Genomic DNA, 26,998 nt, shown 5'->3' on the forward strand with positions numbered 1-26,998 from the left:
GAAAGCGTAAACCAAATCAATGAGCGAAGAAATAAACGACCATAACCAAGACGAAGAATTAAACTCAGATATGCTTCCATCTCAAACAGGAGAAGGAAGTGGGGAGACGATTACTCGTGTCTCTGGAATGTTTGAAGATTGGTTTTTAGACTATGCATCTTATGTAATACTAGAGCGTGCTGTACCTGCAATAGAGGATGGCTTTAAGCCTGTGCAACGACGTATTATGCACGCGCTTAAGGAGCTAGATGATGGCCGTTATAATAAAGTGGCAAATGTGGTAGGGCACACAATGCAGTATCATCCTCACGGTGATGCGAGTATAGGTGATGCAATGGTGCAAATAGGCCAGAAAGACCTACTTATTGATACACAGGGTAACTGGGGTAATATTTTAACCGGAGACCGCGCGGCGGCATCTAGATATATTGAGGCACGCCTCTCAAAATTTGCACTAGACGTTGTTTATAACCCAAAGATTACAGACTGGCAGGCCTCTTATGATGGTCGTAAAAAAGAGCCTATAAACTTACCGGTAATGTTTCCTTTATTACTTGCTCAAGGAGCAGAGGGAATTGCTGTAGGGTTAAGTACTAAGGTAATGCCTCACAACTTTATAGAACTCATAGATGCTTCTATAAAACATCTCAAAGGAAAACGATTTACCATTTATCCAGATTTTCCTACCGCTGGTATTGCAGATTTTACAGACTATAAAGATGGTTTAAGAGGCGGGAAGATACGCTGTCGTGCTCGTATGAGCCAGCAGGATAAAAACACGCTAGTAATTACTGAGCTACCTTTTGGACAGACTACTACATCGCTCATAGATTCTATCCTTAAAGCAAATGATAAGGGTAAAATCAAGATAAAAAAGATAGAAGATAATACCTCTGCAAATGTTGAGATTCTTGTGCATTTGCCTAGTGGTATTTCTCCAGATAAAACCATAGATGCATTGTATGCATTTACAAATTGTGAGACATCTATATCACCACTAGGTTGTGTTATTGAAGATAACAAGCCACTTTTTGTGGGAGTGTCAGAAATGTTACGTAGGTCTACAGATCGTACAAAAGCACTTCTTAAGTCTGAGTTAGAAATACAACTTGGAGAGTTTGAAAACCAATGGCATTATGCTTCACTAGAGCGTATTTTTATTGAGAATAGAATTTACCGTGATATTGAAGAACAAGAGACTTGGGATGGTGTAATTAAAGCTATAGATGAAGGTTTAAAACCTCACATAGGTCACTTGAAACGTGCTGTGACTGTTGAAGATATTACACGTCTTACCGAGATACGAATTAAACGTATATCTAAGTTTGATATTGATAAAGCACAGCAGAAGATAGATGCACTTGAGAATCAAATAGCCCAAGTAAAACATCATCTAGATAATCTCACGCAGTATGCGATAGACTACTTTACGCGTCTCAAAAAAGATTACGGAAAAGGCAAAGAACGTAAAACTGAGATCCGTGTTTTTGACGATATTCAAGCAGCTAAGGTTGTGCTCAGAAACACTAAACTTTATGTAAACAGGGCCGAAGGCTTTGTAGGTACTTCTCTTAAAAGAGACGAGTATGTTACAGATTGTTCAGACATAGATGATATTATTGTATTTACAAAGTCTGGATCTATGATGGTGGTTAAGGTGGAGTCTAAAACCTTTATAGGTAAAGACATCATACACGTAGCTATCTTTAAGAAAAAAGATAAACGCACCACCTATAATATGATTTACAGAGCAGGTAGTGGTTTACCTACTTATGTAAAACGTTTTAATGTTACCTCTGTCACGCGTAATAATGATTACCAGCTTGCTGGTGATAAAAAAGGAGCACAAGTACTCTATTTTAGCGCAAATCCAAATGGTGAGGCAGAGCTTGTTACCGTCTATTTAAGAGCTGTAGCCTCTGTGAAGAAACTTAGACTTGAGGTAGACTTTGCAGATGTACTCATAAAAGGGAGATCTTCAAAAGGAAATATTGTCTCAAAAAATGCTGTAAAATCTGTAGAGCTTAAGGAGAAAGGCCTTTCTACGCTCAAGCCTCGTAAAATATGGTTTGACGAGACTGTGCAAAGACTCAATCTTGATGAGCGTGGAGATCTTCTGGGAGAATTTAGACCAGATGACAGATTACTTATCATTAACCAGCACGGTAACGTGCGTACCATTATACCAGAGGTAACGCATCATTTTGATGATGATATGATTGTACTAGAGAAGTGGGTGCCTAAAAAGCCTATAACCGCAATTTATTGGGATGGAGAAAAGGAACGTTACTACGGTAAGCGTTTTTTAATAGATAGTCCAGATAAGGAAGAAACCTTTATTTCAGATCATAGCAACAGCCAGCTAGAACTTGTATCTACAGACTGGAGACCTGTTGCAGAGATGGTTTTTTACAAGCAACGTGGTAAAGACCAGCGTGAGAATGAAACAGTCTCTATGGAAGATTTTATCGCTATTAAGGGTATTTCGGCAATGGGTAATACGTTCTTTACTGAAAAGCTAAAAGGCCTCAACTGGATAGACTCTCTACCTTATGAAGAAGTGCAAGAGGTACCTAAAACAGAGATAGAAGTAGTAGATGAGAAGGTTATTAGTCCTTCAGGAGACGCTACTGCAGAGGGCACAAAGCCTAGTGATGATGAAAACGGGGATGACGGCGAAGGGCAAACTACCTTATTTTAATAGCACAGCATTTGAGTATTTTGAACTCAATATCCATTTTTAATCTTACGAAAACATAAATTAGTTTGCCGTATATTTGATAGACTAGACCTATTTTATGTGGTAGTATTATGAAGCAATTAAGACATTATATCAATTTAAAGATCCTTTCTTTAGTGGTATTTGTTCTTTTTTCCGCTTTCGCGAAAGCGTATACTACATATGATCCCTGCGCATTACTTACTTCACCCGTACCAGGAGCTACAGATGTAGGAGTAACCGAAACGATATTTTTTGAAGATATACCTGGTGCGGTGAGTTACTTTGTAGATCTAGGTACTACCCCTGGTGGCATAGACATTCTTAATAATTATAACGCAGGAAGTACTCCGCAGTTTACAGCCCCACAAGGATTTCCAGAGAGTACATTAATATATATAACTATAAGAGGTTTTTTTCCGAGCGGAAATACCGTGAGTTGTGATGCTCAATTTTTTACTACAGAAGATAATACGCTTCCACCGGGATGTACAGAAGTTGTTTCTCCCATAAATGGCGCGGTAGATGTATCTGTAAGCACAAGTATTTCGTGGTCTTATGCTCCACGAGCTACGGGTTATATTATAAACATAGGCACATCACCAGGGGCCACAGATATTATAAATGGGCAAGATTTGGGTAACACGCTTACCTTTACGCCACCATTTGACTTAGAGTCTGATACTACCTATTATATTACCATAATACCTTATAATGAAAACGGGCAAGTTACTACCTGTACAGAAACTAGCTTTACTACAGAGGTCATAGCATCTGAGATACCGGAGTGCACGCAACTTTTTAGTCCTATAGATGGGGCAATAGAGGTCGCTCTTACACCACTGCTTGAGTGGTTTCCGGTAGATAATGTAGAAGGCTATTTGATAAAAATAGGCTCAACCCCAGACGGCGATGATGTACTAGCAAATACAAACATAGGGTTAACCACATCTACACCTGTAATAGACTTTGAGGAAGGCGTTACCTACTATGTAACCATCACACCCTTTAATGCAGCTGGGCAAGCTCAGAATTGCACGCAAACTAGTTTTACAACAACCCTGGGCTGCGGACCGTATACAGATGGTATTACAGGTGAAATGGTCGATCTTAACCCTGTAATTAATCTTGAAGATTCTTATGAGATTTGTGAAGAACAGTCTCCCTTGCAGTTAAGTTATCCAGATCCTTATGAATCTATATTTTGGTATGAGATTATAGAAGGGCAGCAACAACTTCTCTCATCAGATCCTAATATTGCTATCACTCAGACAGGGACTTATTTGCTAGAAGTAAATGAAGAGGCAATGGTAGAGGCAGGTTTTGTAATCTGCACAGCCACACATATGTTTGACGTGACAATATCTACAGCTCCTGTAATAAGTAATCTAGTTATTTCAAATCAAGGTGCAACGGCAAGTGTGCTTGTGGAGCTAGAGGGGGAAGGAAATTTTGAATTTGCTAGTGGTAATCCTGCAGGACCTTATCAAGCTAGCCCATTATTGCAAAATATAAATCCATTAGATATACAAGTATACGTGAGAGATATAGGGGGCTGTGGTATGGATAGTAGAGTAATACGTCCAGACCCAGGTTTTCCAAAATATTTTACACCTAATGGTGACGGTATAAATGATACCTGGCAGGTAAGGGGAGTAGTAGTAAATGGAGAGACAGTTACTAGCATAGAGATTTATGACCGTTACGGTAAGCGATTAAAAACCATTTTGCCCTATGGTCTTGGCTGGGATGGAACCTACCACGGAAGACAATTATTAGATAGTGGATTTTGGTACAAAGCAAATACAGCGTCTAACGTAATCTTTACGGGCTATTTTGCATTAAGACGACAATAGATTAGGTACGCTTTCGCGAAAAAATAGATTTATTTTATCATTAGTTAATTTAATTTATTATTGATTTTGAGAGCATTACCATTAGAGATTAATTTTTAAGGTAAAGTTTATAAATTAATCCTCATTTTATTCTTGTTTTCTTGTATTTCTTGATGTACATTTGCATCCGCTTACAATAAGCAAGTTCATTTATTAGTGAAAGGAGAGGTGCCTGAGTGGCCGAAAGGAGCGGTTTGCTAAATCGTCGTAGGTGGAAACACTTACCCAGGGTTCGAATCCCTGTCTCTCCGCAAGTGTCAAAAAAAGTCTACTTTATAGATTTTTTTTTGATGTATGGGATTATGCACTTTGTGCAGGTCTCGGGGTATAGCGTAGCCCGGTTATCGCGCCTCGTTTGGGACGAGGAGGTCGCAAGTTCGAATCTTGCTACCCCGACTTTTTGTTGATTAGGGCTCTTAGCTCAGCTGGATAGAGCACCTCCCTTCTAAGGAGGCGGTCGAAGGTTCGAATCCTTCAGGGCTCACTTTCAATACTTATAACCCTCTGTTTTACAGGGGGTTATTTTGTTTAAAAACCTTACTGTACCGCTTTTTGTACCGCTAGATTTACATTGTTTTAGAACTGCACAAATTATTATATCCCCCTCTTGTTAATTTTACTCAGTTGCAACCATAGACGTTGCAATAATAGGATACATTCATATAAAAGCCTGTAATTTCCTTTATTTACGTCTAAGTGGCAATAAGTAACCTTGCAACTGGATACGTTGCGCTATACGCTTCTTAATCCTTTTGCGTCGTATCAAACTTGATGTTAATAAAACAAGATCATACATTAAGAAAATACTTACGTAAATATACCTTACTTCACTTATATTTACGTTGAGTTATCTTTTTGATGCTCAAATGTACAACCTAGCACAATCAAATTACATAATGTCAGAAGAACAGAAGAAACTACTAGAGAAACAATTATGGGCCATTGCAAACCTTTTACGTGGTAAGATGGATGCAGATGATTATAGAAACTACATCTTAGGCTTCATATTCTTTAAATATCTATCAGAAAAGCTACACCTCTATGCAGATGAAATTCTTGCACCAGATAATCTTACTTATGAAACTCTAGATGAAAACAGCGATACAGGTAAGATCTATATAGAAGCGGTAAAAAAAGCCTGTGTTAAAAACTTAGGATACTTCCTTAAACCATCAGAGTTATTTACCTCTATTGCACAAAAAGGAAATAACCTTTCTGAGATTACTACAAATGATAATGATGAGGCAACACAGTTTTTTATTATAGAAGACCTAGAGCGCATACTTACTAATATAGAACAGAGCACAATGGGTACAGAGTCTGAAGATGACTTTGTAAAACTCTTTGAAGATCTTGATCTCACTTCTGGTAAACTAGGTAGAACGGTAAAAGCACAAAACGAAACCATAGCAAAAATCATCACACACCTAGATGATATAGATTTCCAACTGCAAGACTCAGATAGTGATTTACTGGGAGATGCATACGAGTTTCTTATAGGTGAGTTTGCGGCTGGAGCAGGTAAAAAAGCAGGAGAGTTTTATACACCCCAAGAAGTTTCTACCATACTTGCAAAGATTGTAACCACACGTAAAAAACGTATAAAATCTGTATATGACCCTACTTGTGGTAGTGGTTCACTGTTGTTACGAGTAGCAAAGGAGGTAGATGATGTAGGTATGTTTTACGGCCAAGAGTTAAACCGTACTACCTATAACCTTGCACGTATGAATATGATACTGCACGATGTACATTACAGAAAGTTTGATATTAAACAAGAAGACACGCTTGAAGAACCGCAGCACATAGGTATAGATCTTAAAGCAGAAGCTATTGTTGCAAACCCTCCCTTTTCTGCAAAGTGGAGTGCAAAGGGCATCTTTAGTACAGATGACCGTTTTAGCCAGTATGGTAAACTAGCTCCCAAGACTAAGGCAGATTTTGCTTTTGTACAGCATATGATACACCATCTAGATGAAAATGGTATAATGGCAACCGTGTTACCTCACGGAGTACTCTTTAGAGGGAGTAGTGAGGCACATATACGCCGTTATCTTATTGAGGATCGCAACTATATAGATGCAGTTATAGGCTTACCTGCAAATATCTTCTTTGGTACAAGCATACCTACGTGTATACTTGTTATTAAAAAGTGTAGAGAGGTAAATGAAGATATACTATTTATAGATGCCAGTGATCATTTTGAAAAGAAAGGAAAAGACAATAAGCTATTACCAGAACATATTACTCAAATAGTAGAAACCTATGCAGATAGAAAAGTAACCGATAAGTATAGCTACCGTGCAACTCTTCAAGAAATCGCAGAGAATGACTACAACCTTAACATACCGCGCTATGTAGATACCTTTGAGGAGGAAGAACCTGTAGATATTAACGCTGTCGCGAAAGAAATAAAAGCGCTTGATCTAGCCATTAAAGAAACTGACACCAGAATAGCTGCCTATTGCAAGGAGTTGAATGTTGAAACACCTTTTTAAGATGGAGAAACAATTACTACCAAAGTTACGATTTTCAGAATTTGAGGATGAATGGAAAAAGATGAAATTAGGAGGGATTGGTAAAGTTTCTATGTGTAAAAGGATAATGAAAGACCAAACTAAAACCTTTGGTGATATTCCTTTCTATAAGATAGGAACATTTGGAAAGCAAGCAAATGCTTTTATTGACATTGATATATATGAAGAATACAAAACCAAATATTCTTATCCTCGTAAGGGAGATATTCTTATAGCTGCTTCAGGTGCTACATATGGAAAAACTGTTGTCTTCGATGGTAAACCCGCATTTTTTCAAGATTCTAATATTGTTTGGATAGATAATGATGAAGAGCAAGTTTATAATGCTTTTCTAAATATAGTTTATCAACTAATTCAATGGAAAATTCAAACATCAACGATACCCAGACTTTATAATGATATAATTAGAAGTGCTTCAGTAATGATTCCTTCAATTCCAGAACAAGAAAAAATAGCATCATTCCTCACAGATGTAGATAATAAGATCACACAGCTTACAAAAAAGAAAGAGCTTCTAGAGCAATACAAAAAAGGCATTATGCAACAATTCTTTAATCAAGAGCTGCGGTTTAAAGATGATGATGGTAATGAGTTTCCTGAGTGGTCAAAAAATAAAATAGGAAATGTTTTTAATTCATTCAAGGGTAAAGGTATTCCAAAAGGGGACTTAACAAGTGATGGGGTAAACAAATGTGTATTATATGGTCAACTATATACAACTTATAATGAAGTGATTAATCAAGTTGTAAGTTCAACAAATAGTGATGATGGCTTAAAATCAAAAAAAGGAGATTTATTAATACCTTCATCAACGACTACTACAGGAATAGATTTAGCTAACGTAACAGCATTGAATTTTGAAGACATTTTGTTAGGTGGTGATATAATTATAATGAGAGGTAAAAAAGAAATTAATAATATCTTTTATGCATACTACTTGTCAAATTATAAAAAACATCAAATAGCTTCAAGGGCACAAGGAATCACCATTGTTCATTTATATTTCAACAGTATTAAAGATTTAGAAATAGATATACCTGCAATTGAAGAACAAACCAAAATAGCCAATTTTTTATCAGATATAGATGCCAAGATAGAGAGTGTACAATCTCAAATAGAGCGTAGCAAAACTTTTAAGAAAGGATTGTTGCAACAGATGTTTGTGTGATTAAATAAAGGTATGGCAAAATTGATAGAGACTAGATTGGGGAGCATTAACTATTCATTGTTAGGTATAAGACACGCCACAATGAAAAGATTTCTTTCAGACTTTGAGATAGATATAACGCCTTATTACAAAAATGCAAATGCAGAGCTTATAGATCGCAGGGTGCCGGCCAATTTTGTTTTTTTTCTTTTAGAAAATAAGCAATTCATTTGCCTATATGAGAAAGACTACTATAGCAATAAATCACTAGATATCATTGCTCATTTATCAAGTAATACCAAAGAAGAAATTGAGAACTACTTGATAGAATCAAATTTTAAAATTGATCCCGATTATCCATTTAGATATGTTTCATCATTTGGGATAGACTATAAATTAAATAAAGACAGCGGTAAATATGATTTTTTAAATTACCATCACGATCATAGATACGAGGGCAATTATGAATATAGAAGAGCAGATTATAGCAATTAATAAAGCTTTACAAGACCTAATCTTCACACGTATTTATATTCTATTAAAAAATTCAATACATATTTTTAATCCATTTATGAGAATGAAAGACATTAAAAAATAACTTCTAAGTGAGATATTCTTCCTTTTCTAAACTATAACTTAAACCCACTTGATAAAAATAGAACTCCCGAAAGGCAATATGCGAGTAGAATTTTAAAGTACAAAATTGTAAATCTTGAAGTTAAAATACTGTAGCATATAGCAGGGTAATTTACTAATATGATTCATCACTTAGTTTTATAAAAGAACTCATATGTATAAATACAAAGACATACTAGACAAGACTAAGTCGATAGTCAAACACAGTAACGAAGTCAATAGGGCTAAGGGTGAGCTTTTCAATATATATAATATTCTCAATCTCAAAACTAATGAGGTAAGAACGCACTCTTCATTTATCGCAGAGTTACTTAATCCTGAGGGTACGCATTTAATGGGTAATATTTTTTTAAATGCCTTTTTAGATCAGCTCCCAGAAAAATGCAAGGGTCATATTGATCCCTTAACCACCAGAGTAAAAGTTGAGCATACTATTGGGTTAATTGATCTATTACTCAAGGTAGGAGGCAGGATAGATATACTTTTAATAGATAGTAAAAGAAACTCTATATGTATAGAAAACAAAATTGATGCAACAGATCAATCTCAACAAATTGAACGCTATTGCAATTACAACAAGGGCAAAAACATTGTCGTTTATCTATCAAAATATGGTGACGATCCAGATGTGTCAAGTAGTGGAGAATTGATAGCTGGAGCAGATTACCATACCATTGGTTATCATAATGAGATCATAACCTGGTTAGGGCAGTGTCAAAGGCTAGCCTACGATCAACCTATACTAAGGGAGAGCATTAAGCAGTATAGAATATTAATTCAACAAATAACACATCAATTGGGAAATAAAGAAGACCAGGAGTTAAAGGCACTGGTTGTAGGTAATCTACAAGAGGCGGCAGTACTAAGTAGAAAATATCACCAAGTAGCAAAGCAAATCAAAACAGATTTTAGAAATAATGTGTTTAAATTACTTACGGCTTCAATAAACGGTTTTATTCTCACTAAGCAGGATGTTAATAAGAAGCATTCTAATATTTGGCTACACAATGATATTTGTAATACTAATAAGCTTTGGTTCGCTATAGAGTCGTTTAGTGGTAAGGGACATTTGGATGGAGCATTATTTGTTGGAATTTTTGATAAAAACGGTAGAGTACCCAATAGAACAGAATTTGATAAAGTTTCAAAGCAATGGATTCACCATCAACCATTAGTATATAATGATTCTGTAATAAACGTATCATCGCCAGCAATGTTACAGGTACTAAGTGCTCCAGAATTAAATATGCAAGCGGCAGAAGATGTTGTAAAGCAAATACTTGGGTTTATAGATAATTACAGTTCAATAATTAATACACTAAAAAAATAATTTACATCCAAAAACAGATAGAGTAGCGTATGAAAACCAGAAAAATAGTTGATTATGTAGTTATTAATGAATACACTGAAGACAGTAAAAATTTGCTACTCAGAATAGATCTTAAGCGTGATGAGTTAAATAAGAAAATTAATAATTTCAAGGCATACTTAGAAAATAGTCTAAATGAAAAAAAACGCTTAAAATTTGTTCAAGAGGTATACAACAAATACCAAAATGACTTGTGCCCTCCATTGACTATTGAAGAAGAAAATGAGTGGGATAAAAATGCAAATAAGGGTTCATCATTTCCTTTTGGTGAGTATGACCATCCATCAAAATATGAACACTTTAAAGCTGACAAAGTATATACTGACTTTGCAAAAAGTAATATAAAAAAATCTCAAACTAAGTATATCAGCACTCAAAAGAAAATTAATGAGGCCATTATAGAAATAGAAGATCGCTGTTCTGAATATTCGTTCCAAATAGAGCAATTACAAAGAGATCTAGAGTTAATCGAGAAGAACCCAGACCCTACACTGAATAAATCTGTAAGAACAAGTTTTGAGCAACAAATCTTAGATCTTATTCAGAAAGGATATGAACCAGTAGGTGGTATCTCTGTTAGTAAGGGCATATCATATCAAGCAATGGCGAGGTATGAGAATAGTTAGGCTTTAAATTATGGGGAAAGAAAAGGTAGTTTTAAATTCTCACGATGAATTAGTAGAATTTTTCAAGAATATAGATAGAGATTCCTTTCTTAACGATAAAGGAGTAGTTCTCATTGAGAATTTTGAGTTTAATTTTGATATTATACTTCCATTCAAACTAAAAGTCCAGGGCGGTTTGAGTGATATAAACCGATACTTTCGTAGCTCTAAGAATAAATTTATGTCGTGTGCATTTACTAAAGACGTGACAGTGATTGATTGCGGATTTGAAATGTTTTTTGAATCTAATTGTGTTTTTGAGAAAGAAGTTAAAATTATAAGTCGTTCTACAAATTTAAGTTTTAAGAATAGCAAAATTAATAGACTCAATCTAGAGGGAGCTACATTTGGCGGAGCTGGGAAAGAAGGTGGTAAGCTTCGGTTAAAAAAATGTGAAGTAGGTTTTAGTAATTTTAAAAATGCGAAATTCTATAGTATAGTAGATTTTTATAACACAACATTTCTTGAGAATGTAATTTTTAATAAAACAGATTTTTTAAACTTAGTAATATTGAGCGCTACAACTTTTAAAAAGAACGCTCTTTTCACATACACCTTACTTGACGATAAGGTAATTATGAGAAATACTGTTTTTGAAAAAGGTCTTGATCTATCATTAGCCATTATAAAAGGAGACTTGGCATTATTTGATATTAAACTCTCATCTAAGCCATATAAAGTTATTGCCGACATTCTTTCTGAAGATGAATATGAGGATAGTGTTGCAAATACAGGGGAAATACCTATACATAACAAGCAAGAGACATTTAGATTATTGAAAATGTATTTTGCAATCGTACATAACGTACCTGAATCGCTTAAATACAAAAGGTTAGAGAAAGAAACTTATCAAGTTAATCTTAGAAATAAGGAGGGTACTATAGAAAACCTTCTTGAAAGATTTAATCTCTGGCTCAACGAGTTTTCAAGTAAACACAGCACATCTTACGGTAGAGCTTTTGTATTTACCATTGTCATTGGATGGTTGTTTTTCTATTTCTCTCTAATATCTACAAAGTCCTTTGAGTTTTCTTTGATCCCAACAAGATGGGCTTTATCAGAAGGAGCAAAATACTTTGCTCAATTTATGATTCCAACACATAGTTTCAAGTATATGGACGACAATGTCGTTCTATCAAACAGCTTCTACATTTTTGACTTTATAGGTAGGTTATTTGTAGGGTATGGAGTTTTTCAATTTATACAAGCATTTAGAAAATATAAGTAATGACGACACAACCAGAACAAGTATTAGAAAATAATTTGATCGCTCAATTAACAGGATTGGGACATAAGGCTGTAGTCATTAAGACTGAAGAAGATCTTGTAAGTAACCTTAAAGCGCAGCTTGAGAAACATAATAAAACAACGTTTACAGTTTCAGAGTTTGAGCGAGTATTAATTCACTTATCTAAAGGTAATATTTTTGATAAGGCAAAAACTTTAAGAGATAAGTACGTTTTACATAGAGACAACGGTGATAAGTCTTACATAGAATTTATAAATCAAGACTTCTGGTGCCAAAACGAGTTTCAAGTAACAAATCAAATTACTATCAACGGTCATAGAGAAAACCGTTATGATGTAACCATTCTTATCAATGGTTTGCCATTAGTCCAGGTGGAGCTAAAAAGGAGAGGGATAGAGCTTAAAGAAGCTTTTAATCAAATACAGCGGTATCAAAAAGAATCTTTTGCCTCAAATAATGCCTTGTTTAACTATGTACAGGTATTTGTTATAAGTAACGGTGTAGATACCAAGTATTATGCAAACAGCCCTAAACAAAGCTTTAAACAAACATCGTTTTGGAGTAAAGAGAATAATACAAAAATCACGCAGTTAGATAAGTTTGCAAGTATATTTCTTGAACCTTGCCATATAGCTAAGATGATTACTAAGTACATCGTGTTGCACGAGAGCGATAAGATATTAATGGTACTTAGGCCATACCAGTATTATGCTGTAGAGGCTATTATAGACAGGGTGAAAAACTCTGATAAAAATGGATATATCTGGCATACTACAGGATCAGGTAAAACCCTCACGTCATTTAAAGCAAGCCAAATACTCACTCATAACCCTAAGATTAAAAAAGTAGTTTTTGTTGTAGATAGACAAGATCTAGACGATCAAACTGTGCGTGAGTTTAGAGCTTTTGATAGGGATAGTATTGACGGTACAGAAAATACTAAGATGCTAGTAGAACAATTTCTGGATAATAGTAGACCATTAATTGTAACTACAATTCAAAAGTTAAATAATGCTATTACTAAGTCAAAGTTTAAAAAGCAAGTAGAAGCGTTGCGAAATGAAAAGGTGATCTTCATATTTGATGAGTGTCACAGATCACAGTTTGGTAAAACTCATAAAGAGATAGTCAGTTTCTTTACAAATCATCAACTTTTTGGATTTACTGGTACGCCTATTTTTGTAAAAAATGCCATAAGTAAGAAGAGTATAAAACAGACCACTGCAAACCTATTTGATAAGTGTTTACATCAGTATGTTATTACAGATGCAATACGAGATGAAAACGTTTTAAAATTTTCTATTGAGTACTATAATGTATTTAAGTCTAAAAATAATGTGCCAGATATTAAGGTTGAGGATATAGATACACAAGAGGTGTACGAGAGTGATGATTATCTCGAGATTATTACAAATTATATCATTGCAAATCATAACCGTAAAACACATCATCGTGCATTTACAGCTATCTTTTGTGTAAGTAGCGTAGATATACTAATAAGGTACTACGAACTTCTTAGAGCTAAGAAACAAGCTGGAGAGCATCGTTTAAATATTGCGACTATATTTTCTTATAATGTAAATGAAGTAGATAAGGATGCAAACGGCCAGATACACGAAGAAGATGTAAGTGATGATAAACCTGTAAATAAACATAGTAGAGAAAAGCTTGACGAGTTTATAGCCGACTATAATGAACAATTCAAATCAAAACACTCAACAAAAGATGGTAATGCTTTTCTTAACTATAAGAAAGACATTTCAAAACGAGTAAAGAACAGACAGATTGATATACTACTGGTAGTAAATATGTTTTTAACTGGTTTTGATAGTAAAACACTAAACACGTTGTACGTAGATAAAAACTTGAATTATCACGGTTTGATACAAGCGTATTCTCGTACCAATAGAATACTCGGTGATAAAAAGTCACAGGGCAACATTTTAGCTTTCAGAAACCTCAAAAAGAATACAGATGATGCCATTGCTTTATTCTCTGATAAAAATGCAAAAGAAACGATTACCATTGATCCTTATGAAGTACAGGTAACGAAATTTAATCAAGCTTATAAGGAACTAATGGCTATAGCTCCTACAGTCGATAGCGTTAATGATCTAGTTACAGAAGAAGATGAGCTCGCTTTCGCGAAAGCGTTTAGGGAAATTATGCGCTTAAAGAACATTTTATCATCATTTATAGAGTTCACTTTTGATGATACATATATGGCGGAGCAGGAATTTGCAGATTATACAAGCAAGTACCTGGATCTATATGATAAAATTAGAACCAATAACTTAAAAGAATCCGTTTCAATTTTAAATGAGATAGATTTTGAGCTTGAACTTATACACAGAGATGAGATAAATGTAGCTTACATTATGAAACTCCTGGCAAAGCTTAAAGATGCCAAGCCAAAGGATCGAGCAAAACAGAAAAAACAAATAATAGACCTCCTTGCTGGTGAAGCTGAACTAAGAAGTAAAAGAGAGCTAATAGAAAAGTTTATCCAAAACAATCTTCCAGACTTAAGTGATGATGATGATGTAGATGATGCATTTAAAAAGTATTGGGATATAGAAACTAAAAAAGCACTTAAGGAATTAACCAAAGAAGAGTCATTGCACCAGGACAAGGTTGAGACAATAATAAATGACTTCCTATTTACCGGTAAAATGGCAACCGAAGATGAAGTAATTGAGGCTCTAGATAAACAACCTAGTGTATTGCAGAGAGAGTCGATAGGTAACCGAATTACCGAGAAAATAAAGGATTTTGTGAAAACCTTTATTAATGGGGTAGAGTAGTGGTACTTACTATTACACATATATGTGTAATTATACCGAAGTAGTTCGGTGTTTTATATCAACGGCACTTATTAAAATTATAAATATTAAAAGCATCAAAGCTCTTCAACTTTGATGCTTTTATACTATTTGAGCCTTATACACATATTTGTGTATGGAATCCCGAGCATCATTGCTCGGAATTTGGACGCCAAAAATTCAATTTTACAGCATCAAGAAAATATCTAGTTTCTATGTCTGGTAGTATCCTAGATTTTTCATCAACTTTAAAGATTAAGGTTTCAAGTTTCTTTTTAATTCTGCTTTTTTCTGTAGCCACATCAAAATAGTTTAATAGGTTCATAAATATCGAATTATTGTCACCTCTTTTGCGGCATCTATTAATAAGCATAAGTATCAATCGGTCTGTAGGGCTAACAGCTTTAAATGATCTATGAAAAGAATCATTTTCTGTGTATTTAGGTACACCGCCAAAAACGATTGACTTTATTTTGCTTTGATCAATATTTAGTAACTCATTTAGCGTTGATGCCTGTATGTCTAGTTGTTTTCTGTGCTTACTATTTTTTATAGTATACTCAAGTCTACCAATGTCTTGATAATCTTGACCTACAAGATACTTTTCAGCAAATTCTGAACTTTTAGTTTGTAATTCTAACGTCTTGTGGTAAATCTTCACATAGGGTCTACCAGGTGTAGCTTTCTCCCTTGTATTAAATTGCATACCTACGTTAGTTTTTTGCCGAAAAGGTTTTGAAACATACTTAAAGCAACTTGGCTTAACACTGTTGTAAATTTCTTGGTTGGCTTCTATCATAGCTTTAGGCGTGACTTTTACATCATAACAAAAATCTATATCACTTACGTATGCATTTAAAAAGGTTTCATAAGTAAAGTAAACAATATTAAGATCTATAATATACTGATAAAGTGCTGGCAACGTTGCCCTTGTTATACCTTGTAAATACTTTTCTTTTAGTTGCTTTGCGTTGCATTGTATGACAATTTGCTCTTCAGATTTACCACCTTGTAATGAGTTAAATACTGCTATCCTGGAACTTATCCCACTTGTCACATTTACCTTATGTTTATCGAGATTAACGTGATCTTCGATCATTCCTGTTTTTACATATACCTTTTGGTATTCCTCTGCAAATGTGTCATCTACATAGTTTACTAAGTACTTAGGTATTCTAATTTTAAGACTATCTATTTTAATAATTTCTAACATTAGTTTATTTTTGTGTCACGGGCAATGCCTGAAGAGACAACCCGTAACTTTTGCATAAAAGATGAAATTAGCTTTCCGATAATGGAAGGCTTTTTTTGTTTAGGGGTGTTACCCCTAAGACCCCAAAGTTTTACCACAATTGCATAAAGTAATAGCACAGTAGAGCGCAAACTTTACAGCTTGTAATATTTTAATTTAAATAAATAAAGTGGAAACGTGGAGGCTTAAGGATGGGCTACTTTGTAGCAGATTCTTCTAAAATCCTTACGACTTCAGATCTTTTAAATCTAACCATCCTGCCAATTTTGTAGGGCTTAAGAATACCCTTTTTACACCAATCGTGTATGGTCACTAATGAGACTTGAAGCATTACTTTTAAGTCTTTTCTAGAAAGCCACTCAACAGGTTCTGTTGCTTTTTGTTGTTCTGAAAACTGGTTTAAACATTCTGTTACACCTTGAAGAAGTTCAGCTTTAAACTTCTCTGGTGTGGTACTGTGTAATTGTGTTACTGTATTCATCATAAGTTTTTGTTTTATGATGCAATTTTAATCTTGATTTGCGTTAATTGATCTATTGTACATAGTACAGATAATGTTACAACGAATTAAAAAAGGACTCAATCTCCTCAATTGAAGCAATTTGTGAAGAGCCAAGTTTTGTTGGTAAATCTATTTTACCTAGCAATTCACGAACCTTTTGCGGACTCCTTCCTATAATCTTGCCTATAATTTTGGAAATTTTGACGTTAGATTTTCCTTGTTCTCTCAATAAATTTATTACTCCTAACTTATTAAGCAAGTATACAGCTTGAATGGTTTGAATATTATTTTCAACTTCAATGGAATCATTGCAATCAAAGCGGTTTTCAAGATATTTGATTTTATTAAGAAACGAATATTTTAAGTCTTTTTCAAGTAAGTCAAAATCATTCACTATCAATTTTAGATAATAAATTTGTTTCTCAATAAATTGATCTTCACTAGAATCACTATTTGATTTTAGAAATTTTTCAAGTCCGTTCTGATAAGAATTGATAAAGCAGTCCAAGCTAGAAAATACCGAGAAATAATTATTTTGATTTGTGAATTTTTGAAGCTCATTTAATTTGTGGCCTGTTTCTAAATACAAATTATTTACATCTTCATCCAGAGTACGTAATACTTCGAAAGTGAGTTGAACATCATTTTTTTTTGGTTCATTCCTAATAAAGTCAACTTTTTCGGAGAGTAGGGAATAACTATCGATAAAAAGCCATTCAAGATGATTATATTTTTTATTCAATTCAATATTAATGCTCATATGTTCTATTTGATCAGATATTGCAGGACTATTTGGTTTCATTCTTGTCGTTTGAGATAGTCCAAGCATTAACTTTGAGATTATACAAATCTTTAAAAAACTTAGAAATGACCTCCTTATCTAAATGAATATTTAATCTTTCCTCTCCTTTGAGATTTGAGCAAAACTCACTACCTATGAAACCCATATAGAGAGAATTAAGCGTTTCTGGCAAAGAAGCTATTTCATTATCTTGTAATAGATCCTCAATTAAATTAAAAATTTTTTTCTCCTGTGTTAATTCAGTAATTGGCGACATAATATTGTGTTTAATTATTTAAAAAAAATATGCTTTGACAAGCGATCTAAGCGTTCATTAGGGGTGATTTTTATGTATCTGTAAAAAACTGTTTCTGATGAGTGGCCGCTCATTGCCATTATATCAATAGTGGACATACCAGCTTTATATGCGTTTGTACAAAAGCTTCTTCTTGCAGTATGGTTTGTAATTATATCTTTCCTTTTATGAGTTAACTTTTGCTTCTTACCTCCAATTGTTTTCTCTTTAATGATGCTACCCTTGAGTTCTGCCTTTTGTCCTATTATTTTTAGATAATCGTTTATTTTTTGATCACTCATTATTTTAGGAAAGCTACCATTGTTTCGATTCAATAGTTGCTCAAATTTATGACCAATAGGTATTTGAACAGTTTTACCTGTTTTACGCTGTTTATACTCTAGGTATTTAATTTTATCTCTTGTTAATTTTATGTTCATTTTAGTTAGTTGCCTCAAATCCCCAACTCTCATTCCTGTGTAGTACTGTATGAGGAAAAGATCACGAGCTCTACGAACTCCATTATGCTCCAGTTCGAGATTTTCAATAATTGCTATTTCACCAGTGGTAAGATAAATGTCGTCCACCTTTTCTGTAACCTTAGCAAAAGTCGTTTTCTTGAACTCCAGATTGTGATGGAGGTTACGCTCCAAAGCTGCATTCATAATAGCTTTCAATTGCTTTATCTGGTTGCCGATGTAATTATTTGAATAATTATTAGATTGCAAATAGGAGCTATATTCTTTATGAAAGTTTAAATCTACATCATCATAGTTGATTTTTGGATTGAATTCTTTTAGTTTTTTGAGTGCTGTCTTATATCCTCTAATTGTACCATTGGCAAGAGGGGTATTTGTCTTTGGATGTGGGTTTTCTTTATAATAGTCTATAAACCACTCATAGAAGTCTAGGAGGTTCTTATGATCATTTGCAACTGGTTTTGTTTTTGAAGTTGCAATATCTAATGTTTTCTTAATTAGATCATTTGTGAGTTCTATTTTGTTTCTATTACATTCATCTATCAAATCTTGTGCGGTTACTACCAGTTGTTGTAGTTGAGCATTTATAAATACACTCCTCGGTTCACTAGAAACATTTTTTACTCTAAATCTTTTTGAATCCCAATTTTTAGGTGCTTCTACACCGTAACCTGTTGCATAACGTTTCTGTTTTTTTGCTCCATAGTTGACATTGATGTATATTTTATTGCCCCTTAGTTTTAAACTGATACTTCCCATAGCTTTAATTGTACCGCTAAATGTACCGCTAATTTGTTAATTGATATATATTTAACTTAACTTTGTTTTATCTAAAATCCTTTAAAATATGGCGTTAAGAGCCTGTATTACTTCGATTGAAGTAAATTTGATAAAATATTTTGTAATCCTTCAGGGCTCACAACATTCATTAAACCACATCTATTATAGATGTGGTTTTTTTGTTTATCATAATTAGTTTTATTGCGCTGTAAATTAAATGATATACCCATTACTACTATACATTAACCTTCAGTCTCGTTAAAAATTAAATATTGATAAAGCGGTATAAATAAGTTATAACAAATCTTAGGACAAATGTTAACAAGCTTGTTATATTACAAAGCGTTCGTACTCAGTGTTTGAGTACGTTTTTTCATATCTTTCGCTTGGTTTTACTCAGTTTAATTAAAACCAAACGAAATAGTAAGAAATCTCCCTTTAATCCATACCCATTATGAGATCATCTTTAGTACTTATATCCGTCTTATTTTTATTCTTTACAGTACATATTAATGCACAAGCAATAACGGTAGATGCCAGTGCCACCACGGTTGCAGATGTTGAGACATTAATTACAGATATCCTTATAGGTAGTTCTAGTGATTGTGCAGAAATAAGTAATGTTTCAAAATCTACAGGTATTGACGAAGGTGCAGGTATAAATGGTATAGGCTCTTTTGAATCTAATGGAGCAGATTTTCCCTATGAAGCGGGTATAGTCTTAGTCTCAGGTAATGTAAATAATGTTCCGGGTCCAGAAGTAGATGGTATACCCAGTGGAGGAGGCTGGGGAGGTGACACAGACCTTGAGGCAAATACAACAGCAACAAATACTAATGACGCTAGTTTTATACAATTTGATTTTACTCCATTCGTAGATGAGTTAAATTTTAATTTTATAATGGCCTCAGAAGAATATAATCAAGGATTTGAATGTACCTTCTCTGACGCATTCGCCTTTATCCTCACTGATCTCACTACCGGTGTTGTTCAAAATTTGGCAGTTCTTCCCGGAACTAATATTCCAATCGAGGTTACAAATATTCGTCCAGAAGTTCCTGGTAACTGTGCAGCAGTAAATGAGGAATTTTTTGACCGCTATAATTTTGCTCCATTTAATCCAGAAGCAAATTCTGCTATAAACTTCCAGGGGCAAACAGTTTCCCTTACAGCTATGGGAACGGTAGTTGTGGGTAATCCCTATACCATAAAATTGGTTGTTGCAGATCAAAGTGATTCCGTAAGAGATATTGCTGTTTTTCTAGAGGCGGGGAGTTTCAATCTTGGAGTTGATATTGGTGGTGATAGAATAGGATCAGAATTTAACGCTGCTTGTGAGGGTGAAACGTTAACATTAGATGCGACGTTTGATGGGGCTATAAGCTATACTTGGGAAGTAGATAATGGGACTGGGTTTGTCCCTTTGCTTGATGGTATGGGAGTTCCAGTAACAACTCCTACTGTAGATGTGACTGTTGCTGCTACTTATCGTGTACTAGTTGATGCTGGTACAGGATGTCTTGGAGAAGACACTGCTATTATCGAGTTTGCAAATCCTATGTATAATGACCCTATGGATTTAACAGTGTGCGATGATGTTTCGGGTGATGGTGTAGAAGTTTTTGATTTAACTGATCAGATTTCAGATATTTTAGATACACAAGATCCAATGGTTGTTAGTGTTGCTTTTTACGAAAATCAATCAGACGCCGAAATGAATATTAATCAGATACCTAATCCAGATGCTTATTCAAATACGATGGCTTCTCAAGAAATATGGGTTCGTGTAGAAACAGATTTAAGTCCAGATTGTTTTGAGGTGGGCTCATTTATAATTTCGGTAAATAGTCAAACTATTGCAAATGATCCTGGAATTTTTATCGTTTGTGATGATGCATCAGATGGTAGTGATACAAACGGAGAGACTGTATTTGACTTATCATCGTTAAATAGTCTTATTCTTGACACTCAAGACCCAGCTATGTTCAGTGTTTCTTATCACGAGACTGCTATGGATGCAACAAACAATGCGATGCCATTACCATTTGCTTATACTAGTACGGATGATATGATATGGGTGCGAGTTGAAAATAATGGCGATGTAAATTGTTTCGCAATTAGAGAGATCACGCTTGATGTGGCAGAGCTTCCAGTGCTTTTAAATAATCCTGTACTGTTATCGCAATGTGATACAGATCAAGATGGTTTTGCTTTTTTCAATCTCACAGAAGCACAGACCTTACTTAGTGCCGATTCAAATAATGAAACGTTTGTTTATTTTGATTCTGGAGGATCATCAATAGTCGACCCGACGGCATATTTTAATCAAACCGCAAACAACGAATCCATAAGCGTTACCATTTCTACCATAAATGGATGTACACGTCAGGCTCAGATTGACCTTGAGGTAGATACTTCAGAGATTCCTGATACTTTTCAATTAGAATATTTTGAGTGTGATACAGATAGTGATGGTCAGTCATTATTTGATTTTTCTGATGCTACAGCACAAGTGCTAGCTTTATTTCCTGCTGGACAGATGCTTACTGTAAGCTATTACGAAACCCAGCAAGAAGCAGAAACAGAGACCAATCCTATTACGGCAACTATTGATGCCTATACAAATAACCTCACCTATACAGATACAAATGGACAGCAAGGTATTTGGGTACGTGTAGATGGCGATACTGCAAACGACTGTCGTGGTCTAGGGATACACGTATTGCTTAATGTGGAGGCTAACCCCACTTTTCTACCCAACATCTCTTCACTTGAAGAATGTTCACCTATCGCAAATGCTGCTCAATTTGATTTAACCCAGAACGATGCCGAGATTACGGGCGGTGATCCTAATATTCTAGTTACTTATTATGAAAATGTAGGGAATTACACGGCGATGAATGCCATTGCTAACCCTACTGCTTTTTCAAACAGTAGCAACCCTCAGACCATTTATTACAGTCTTGAGAATGCCACTACGGGCTGTACTACGTTTGATTTTGTCAACCTGGCAATGAACTTTGAGCTCATCGTAAACCAGAACCCTGTACTCACCACGCCTACCGAACTTCAAGTTTGTGATGATGATGGTGTGATAGATGGACTTACCACGGTAGACCTCTCTTCAAAAGATATTGAGATTACGGGTGGTTTTGATGCAAACCTTACCATCACCTACCACTTAGACCAGGCTGGGGCCGATGCTGGTGATGCAAGTATCCCAGACAAAACAATGTTTACAATGACCACCAACCCTCAGATTGTAGTGGCTCGTGTGACCGATAATACGACGGCTTGCTACTCAACAGTAAATCTTAGTGTGCGTAGCTTCCCAGTGCCGGTACCCGTAACCCCTGCAGATTATGAGGAGTGTGATGATGATAACGACGGTGTTTTTGACTTCTTCGTGCTCTCCTCTAGAGACGCCGAAATCACCGGTGGTGACCCAACCCTTACTGTAGCCTATTACCTCACCCAGGCAGATGCAGATAATGCACCGGTGGGTCAGGAGCTTGATAATATGATGTATATCAACAATGAGCCTTTTGAGCAAATTGTATATGCTCGCGTTTTTAACGATGCCGGTTGTTACAGCACTACACCGCTTACCCTGCGTGTGCTCAACACCCCGATGCCTAACCAAGATGCGCTTCCATACGCGCTGTGTGATGACGATACCGATGGGCTTCAAATATTTGATTTGAGTACGCAAGAAGCTAATATCTTAGGTGGTTTAGACCCTACAATGCATACGGTAGAGTGGTTTTCTTCTCTCGCTTCCGCGGAAGCTGGAGCTCCTGCCATTGCAACTCCTAACGCTTATACGAGCAATACCGCTACCGTATATGCCCTAGTAACCGACACTGCACAGATGACCACTACAATGACCTTCTGTAGTAATATTGCCCCTTTAGAACTTATTGTAAACCCATTACCAACCCCTACCCAACCTGCCGAATATGAGCTCTGTGATGATATAGAAAGTGGTAGTGATACCGATGAGTTTGCAAGCTTTGATTTACGTAGCCGTGATGATGAGATTACCGGTGGTAATGACGATTGGAGTGTGAGCTATCACCTCACCCAAGCAGATGCAGATGCCGGTACGCCCGTACTTACAGATATGTATCAGAATGTAGTAATGGCAAACCAAACCATCTTTGTACGTGTAGAAGATATTGTAACGGCTTGTTATGAGACCATCACCTTAACCTTAGTGGTAAATCCATTACCATCACCTACCACCATAGCACCGGTAGAGGAGTGTGATACAATGGCAAATGATGGCGACCCAGATAATGATGGGGATGCTATTTTTGATCTTACAGGTCAAGTAACGACAGACATTATTAATGGCGAGGCCTTTGTGGGACTTACCTTCCACGAGACAATTGCCGCTGCAGAGCTAGGTACACCAGCCATTGCAAACCCAGCAGCCTACCAGACGGTATCAAGAACTATTTATGTAAGAGCTACAGATACAGACCCTGCTACCAGCACTGAGTGTTACCGTATCGTAGAGTTAGAACTTATCGTGCAACCTGCACCGGTACTACCTACCACTATCCCAGACCTTACCGAGTGTGATGATGATGGGGACGGGCAAGCGCTGTTTGACCTTACACAAAACGATGCAGTGATCTACGGGACACAAACCCCAGCAGCTGTAACCCTTACGTATCACGAGACACTTGCCAGTGCAGAAGCAATGGTAGGCAGTGCGGCAGATATGCCTATTGCAGACCCTGTAAACTACCTTGCCAGTGCACCGGTAACCCAGCTGTGGGTACGTCTAGAAGACACCGCAACAGGTTGTACTGTAGTAGGTACTTTTAATCTAAACATCGCAATGATTCCTACCATCACCCCACCAGGACTTTTTGAAGCCTGTGATAGTGCGGGTGCCCTCGTAGGAACCGATGATGATGGGATTACTACTTTTGACCTTACCAGCCTTGATGCAGGTATTACCGGTGGAGATCCAGCCCTTACCGTGACCTACTATGAGTCGCAAGCAGACCTAGATGCAGGTATTGCAAATGCTATTGCCACACCAGCGGCATATATCAATGATGGTACTAGTCCGCAGACGCTTTTTATCTTAGTAAGTAGTAGTGATGCAGGAATGTGTGGTGCAGAGACTACGGTAGACCTACAGGTTAATCCGCTACCTGTTATTGGAGAACCTTTACCAGAAGCGATAGCTTGTGATGAAGATAATGATGGTTTTGGAGCCTTTGACTTGCAACAATATAATGATGACTTGTTAGCAACGCTTACAGATATCACCCTACGTTTTTATGAAACCCTAGATAATGCCACGGCAGACACGGGAGCAGGGCAGATAGATATTACCGTTCCTTATAACAACATCACAGGGATGACCTCACTGTATGTGGTAGCACAAGATACCAACCCTGCAACGGCAACGGCTTGTACTAAGATTTATGAGTTTGAGCTTGTGGTGTATCCTATCCCAGAGATTCCTGCAGCCCTTGAAACACTTACCGAGTGTGATAATGATAATAACCTGATGGAAATCATAGACCTTACTCAAAATGAGGTTGCCATCATAGGGACACAAGATGCAACCACGCTTGTCATTACCTATCACAATACCCTAGCAGATGCAGAAACGGGTAACAACCCAATTATTGATCCAGCCAACTATAACGCAACACAGATGACACCACTTGAGGTAATCTGGGTACGTTTACAAGTAAATGATGGTAGTCCAAATATCTGTGCTGCAGTGAGCTCTTTTGAAATCTCTGTAGAAAGCCCACCTACGGCAAACCCAGCAAATGATGATCTAGATCTAATGGTTTGTGATGATGATGCAGATACCTTTAATGTATTTGACCTTACGGTTAATGAGGCAAGTCTTACCGGTGGTGATCCATTACTATCTGTGACCTATTATGCAAGTCTTGCAGACCAGATGAGTGATACTCCTATTACAGACCCTACAGCTTATACAAACATTCAGAACCCACAGACGATACAGGCAGTAGTCTCTAGCGCAGCAGGATGTACCGACCAGACTACTTTTGACATTGAGGTGTTACCATTACCTACGCCTAACACAATGCCAGATGCCGTGGAGGTATGTGATGCCACGACAGATATTGATACTGATGGCGATGGGGTGATTGACGCTGGCTCTGGTTCAGATACCGATGGTTTTGAGAGCTTTGATCTTACGGGTGTGATTGCTCAGATAGGCGGAGGGGAGCCTGTAGATATCTTAGTGTATACAGATCTCGCTTTCGCGGAAGCGAACCCAGACGACCCAACGCTTGCAGTGGCAGATGTCACTAACTTTATCAATACCACATCTGGTAACCAAACGCTCTACGCACGTGTGGAACGTAATGTACCGGGCGATGATGACTTAGACAGCGACGGAAACTTATGTTATGTGATTGTGCCTTTTGAGGTGATTGTAAATCCGCTACCTGTATTGGCAGAAGCGGGACCTATTGATTATACCTTCTGTGAAGAATTTGATGGAGATGATACAATGGGAAGTGTTGATCTTACGACCCTGGCAGATGAGATAGGGATTCTTGCGGCGCCACAGGTAACGAGTGATTTTACGATAAGCTATCACCAGTTACTGGTGCAGGCAGAGGCAAACACGGCTGCACTAAGTTCGCCATACACGGTGGCAGATGGTGAGGAGCTGTTTGTGCGTATTGAAGATAACACCACGGGTTGTGTGAACTTTACAAGCATCATCTTTACGGTAGAGAGCCGTCCAGAGGTGTCTCCAGCAGATAATATGGTACAGTGTGCTGATGATCTTGGGATTAATGTTGCGCCTAACCAAGATGAGGCTACCTTTGACCTTACCCAGCAAAATGCGATGATTACCGGTGGGGTAGCTGGCACTTCTGTTACTTACTACACCAGCCTGGCAGATGCAGAGGCAATGATAAATGCGATAGACACGCCTAGTGCTTATGTGAATACAAGTAACCCACAGACTATTTATGCTAGAGCGGTTAATACAGCTAGTAACTGTGAGAGTACGATGGTGGTAGACTTTGAGATTTTTGTACAACCACTACCATATACAGACCTTAGCAATGAGGGCGGACAGATTTGTGTGGATGAGATTACGGGTGAAGCGCTTGATCCGTTTACGATAGATGGTACGGTAGAAGATCCTCAGATTGGGGTGACTTATAGCTATGCGTGGACACTAGATGGTGCATTGATATCACTAAATCCTGTGGTGACTGTAGATGCTGCAGGAACCTACCAGGTGCTGGTTACAGCTACGTATGTAGATGGTACGGAGTGTGATTACCTAGCAGAGGCGGTATATACGGCAGAGAGCGCGCCGGTGTTTGAGGCGATTGTACTAGAACCTTCTTTTAACAGTAGCGGATTATACACGGTAGAGGTGATCAACATCACGGGAGCAAATCCTAACTCTGAGTATGAGTTTGCTCTAGATGATGGCCCGTTCCAGAGTAGTACGACTTTTACAAATGTGACTCCAGGAACACATACCATTTTTGGAAGACTAGCAAGTGGTAACTGTTCGATCTCTGAGTTTGAGATAGGGATCATCGATTACCCACGTTTCTTTACACCTAATGCAGATGGTTTTCACGACACGTGGAATATCATAGGGCTAGGGGTAGATCCTAACCTGAATGCGAAGATTTTTATCTTTGATAGATACGGGAAGCTCTTAAAACAACTAAGCCCTACAAGCCCAGGATGGGACGGTACTTTTAATGGACAGCCGATGCCGAGTAACGACTACTGGTTTAGAGTAGAGTTTACAGAGGTAGATGACCTAGGGACACAGAGAACCGTAAATGGTCACTTTACATTGAAGAGATAAAACAACCAC

At 36.7% G+C, this 26,998-nt stretch carries 15 protein-coding genes and 3 tRNA genes; 13 read left to right on the top strand and 5 right to left on the bottom strand.

Annotation, left to right across the window (positions count from 1 at the left end):
- Window positions 1-19: 19 nt before the first annotated feature.
- The 12 genes from I597_RS09700 to I597_RS09755 all read left to right on the top strand — a co-directional run bounded on the left by I597_RS09700 (window position 20) and on the right by I597_RS09755 (window position 15,021).
- Window positions 20-2,701: a DNA gyrase/topoisomerase IV subunit A gene (locus I597_RS09700; RefSeq protein ID WP_035324913.1), complete on the top strand. Its 2,682-nt coding sequence runs from the start codon at window positions 20-22 to the stop codon at window positions 2,699-2,701.
- A 110-nt stretch (window positions 2,702-2,811) separates the two neighbouring features.
- A complete protein-coding gene (locus I597_RS09705; protein ID WP_081964961.1) occupies window positions 2,812-4,575 on the top strand; it encodes a T9SS type B sorting domain-containing protein in 1,764 nt (587 codons plus the stop codon).
- A 201-nt stretch (window positions 4,576-4,776) separates the two neighbouring features.
- A tRNA-Ser gene (locus I597_RS09710) sits at window positions 4,777-4,865 on the top strand.
- A gap of 70 nt (window positions 4,866-4,935) precedes the next feature.
- A tRNA-Pro gene (locus tag I597_RS09715) sits at window positions 4,936-5,010 on the top strand.
- A 14-nt stretch (window positions 5,011-5,024) separates the two neighbouring features.
- Window positions 5,025-5,098 (top strand) — tRNA-Arg (locus tag I597_RS09720).
- A 412-nt stretch (window positions 5,099-5,510) separates the two neighbouring features.
- A complete protein-coding gene (locus I597_RS09725) occupies window positions 5,511-7,112 on the top strand; it encodes a type I restriction-modification system subunit M (protein WP_035324911.1) in 1,602 nt (533 codons plus the stop codon).
- A 1-nt stretch (window position 7,113) separates the two neighbouring features.
- The gene (locus I597_RS09730; protein ID WP_052111700.1) at window positions 7,114-8,319 is read left to right on the top strand and encodes a restriction endonuclease subunit S; all 1,206 of its coding nucleotides are present in this window, start codon (window positions 7,114-7,116) and stop codon (window positions 8,317-8,319) included.
- A gap of 81 nt (window positions 8,320-8,400) precedes the next feature.
- Entirely contained in the window at window positions 8,401-8,793 is a 393-nt protein-coding gene (locus I597_RS09735; protein WP_035324910.1) for a hypothetical protein, read from the top strand.
- 295 nt (window positions 8,794-9,088) lie between these two features.
- Complete coding sequence (locus I597_RS09740; protein WP_035324909.1) at window positions 9,089-10,264, top strand: PDDEXK-like family protein; 1,176 nt, start codon at window positions 9,089-9,091, stop codon at window positions 10,262-10,264.
- A gap of 29 nt (window positions 10,265-10,293) precedes the next feature.
- The gene (locus tag I597_RS09745; RefSeq protein WP_035324908.1) at window positions 10,294-10,929 is read left to right on the top strand and encodes a hypothetical protein; all 636 of its coding nucleotides are present in this window, start codon (window positions 10,294-10,296) and stop codon (window positions 10,927-10,929) included.
- A gap of 10 nt (window positions 10,930-10,939) precedes the next feature.
- A complete protein-coding gene (locus I597_RS09750) occupies window positions 10,940-12,196 on the top strand; it encodes a hypothetical protein (protein ID WP_035324907.1) in 1,257 nt (418 codons plus the stop codon).
- Window positions 12,196-15,021, top strand: a complete 2,826-nt coding sequence (locus I597_RS09755; RefSeq protein ID WP_035324906.1) for a type I restriction endonuclease subunit R — start codon at window positions 12,196-12,198, stop codon at window positions 15,019-15,021. The genes I597_RS09750 and I597_RS09755 overlap by 1 nt, the downstream gene beginning before the upstream one ends.
- A gap of 169 nt (window positions 15,022-15,190) precedes the next feature.
- Here I597_RS09755 and I597_RS09760 read toward each other — a convergent pair whose 3' ends face one another.
- The 5 genes from I597_RS09760 to I597_RS09780 form a co-directional block, all read right to left on the bottom strand.
- Entirely contained in the window at window positions 15,191-16,252 is a 1,062-nt protein-coding gene (locus I597_RS09760) for a hypothetical protein (protein ID WP_035324905.1), read from the bottom strand.
- A 235-nt stretch (window positions 16,253-16,487) separates the two neighbouring features.
- The gene (locus I597_RS09765; RefSeq protein WP_052111698.1) at window positions 16,488-16,775 is read right to left on the bottom strand and encodes a helix-turn-helix domain-containing protein; all 288 of its coding nucleotides are present in this window, start codon (window positions 16,773-16,775) and stop codon (window positions 16,488-16,490) included.
- Between the two features lie 73 nt (window positions 16,776-16,848).
- Window positions 16,849-17,622, bottom strand: coding sequence for a hypothetical protein (locus I597_RS09770; protein ID WP_169816457.1), 774 nt, complete (start codon window positions 17,620-17,622; stop codon window positions 16,849-16,851).
- Entirely contained in the window at window positions 17,582-17,851 is a 270-nt protein-coding gene (locus tag I597_RS09775) for a hypothetical protein (protein WP_035324903.1), read from the bottom strand. Before I597_RS09775 ends, I597_RS09770 begins: the two co-directional genes overlap by 41 nt.
- Before the next feature lie 14 nt (window positions 17,852-17,865).
- Window positions 17,866-19,107: a tyrosine-type recombinase/integrase gene (locus tag I597_RS09780; RefSeq protein ID WP_035324902.1), complete on the bottom strand. Its 1,242-nt coding sequence runs from the start codon at window positions 19,105-19,107 to the stop codon at window positions 17,866-17,868.
- A gap of 475 nt (window positions 19,108-19,582) precedes the next feature.
- On the opposite strand from I597_RS09780, the gene I597_RS09785 reads away from it, so the two are divergent.
- A complete protein-coding gene (locus tag I597_RS09785; RefSeq protein ID WP_064497412.1) occupies window positions 19,583-26,989 on the top strand; it encodes a T9SS type B sorting domain-containing protein in 7,407 nt (2,468 codons plus the stop codon).
- Window positions 26,990-26,998: the final 9 nt, after the last annotated feature.

Origin of the sequence: Dokdonia donghaensis DSW-1, assembly GCF_001653755.1 — a bacterium.
GTDB lineage: Bacteria > Bacteroidota > Bacteroidia > Flavobacteriales > Flavobacteriaceae > Dokdonia > Dokdonia donghaensis.

Bases quoted from the DNA above. Each gene is read 5' to 3' on its own strand.
- I597_RS09760 (WP_035324905.1), bottom strand. From the start codon at position 16,252: ATGTTAGAAATTATTAAAATAGATAGTCTTAAAATTAGAATACCTAAG.
- I597_RS09740 (WP_035324909.1), top strand. From the start codon at position 9,089: ATGTATAAATACAAAGACATACTAGACAAGACTAAGTCGATAGTCAAA.
- I597_RS09765 (WP_052111698.1), bottom strand. From the start codon at position 16,775: ATGATGAATACAGTAACACAATTACACAGTACCACACCAGAGAAGTTT.
- I597_RS09750 (WP_035324907.1), top strand. From the start codon at position 10,940: ATGGGGAAAGAAAAGGTAGTTTTAAATTCTCACGATGAATTAGTAGAA.
- I597_RS09745 (WP_035324908.1), top strand. From the start codon at position 10,294: ATGAAAACCAGAAAAATAGTTGATTATGTAGTTATTAATGAATACACT.
- I597_RS09725 (WP_035324911.1), top strand. From the start codon at position 5,511: ATGTCAGAAGAACAGAAGAAACTACTAGAGAAACAATTATGGGCCATT.
- I597_RS09785 (WP_064497412.1), top strand. From the start codon at position 19,583: ATGAGATCATCTTTAGTACTTATATCCGTCTTATTTTTATTCTTTACA.
- I597_RS09780 (WP_035324902.1), bottom strand. From the start codon at position 19,107: ATGGGAAGTATCAGTTTAAAACTAAGGGGCAATAAAATATACATCAAT.
- I597_RS09700 (WP_035324913.1), top strand. From the start codon at position 20: ATGAGCGAAGAAATAAACGACCATAACCAAGACGAAGAATTAAACTCA.
- I597_RS09755 (WP_035324906.1), top strand. From the start codon at position 12,196: ATGACGACACAACCAGAACAAGTATTAGAAAATAATTTGATCGCTCAA.
- I597_RS09730 (WP_052111700.1), top strand. From the start codon at position 7,114: ATGGAGAAACAATTACTACCAAAGTTACGATTTTCAGAATTTGAGGAT.
- I597_RS09770 (WP_169816457.1), bottom strand. From the start codon at position 17,622: ATGCTTGGACTATCTCAAACGACAAGAATGAAACCAAATAGTCCTGCA.
- I597_RS09775 (WP_035324903.1), bottom strand. From the start codon at position 17,851: ATGTCGCCAATTACTGAATTAACACAGGAGAAAAAAATTTTTAATTTA.
- I597_RS09735 (WP_035324910.1), top strand. From the start codon at position 8,401: ATGAAAAGATTTCTTTCAGACTTTGAGATAGATATAACGCCTTATTAC.
- I597_RS09705 (WP_081964961.1), top strand. From the start codon at position 2,812: ATGAAGCAATTAAGACATTATATCAATTTAAAGATCCTTTCTTTAGTG.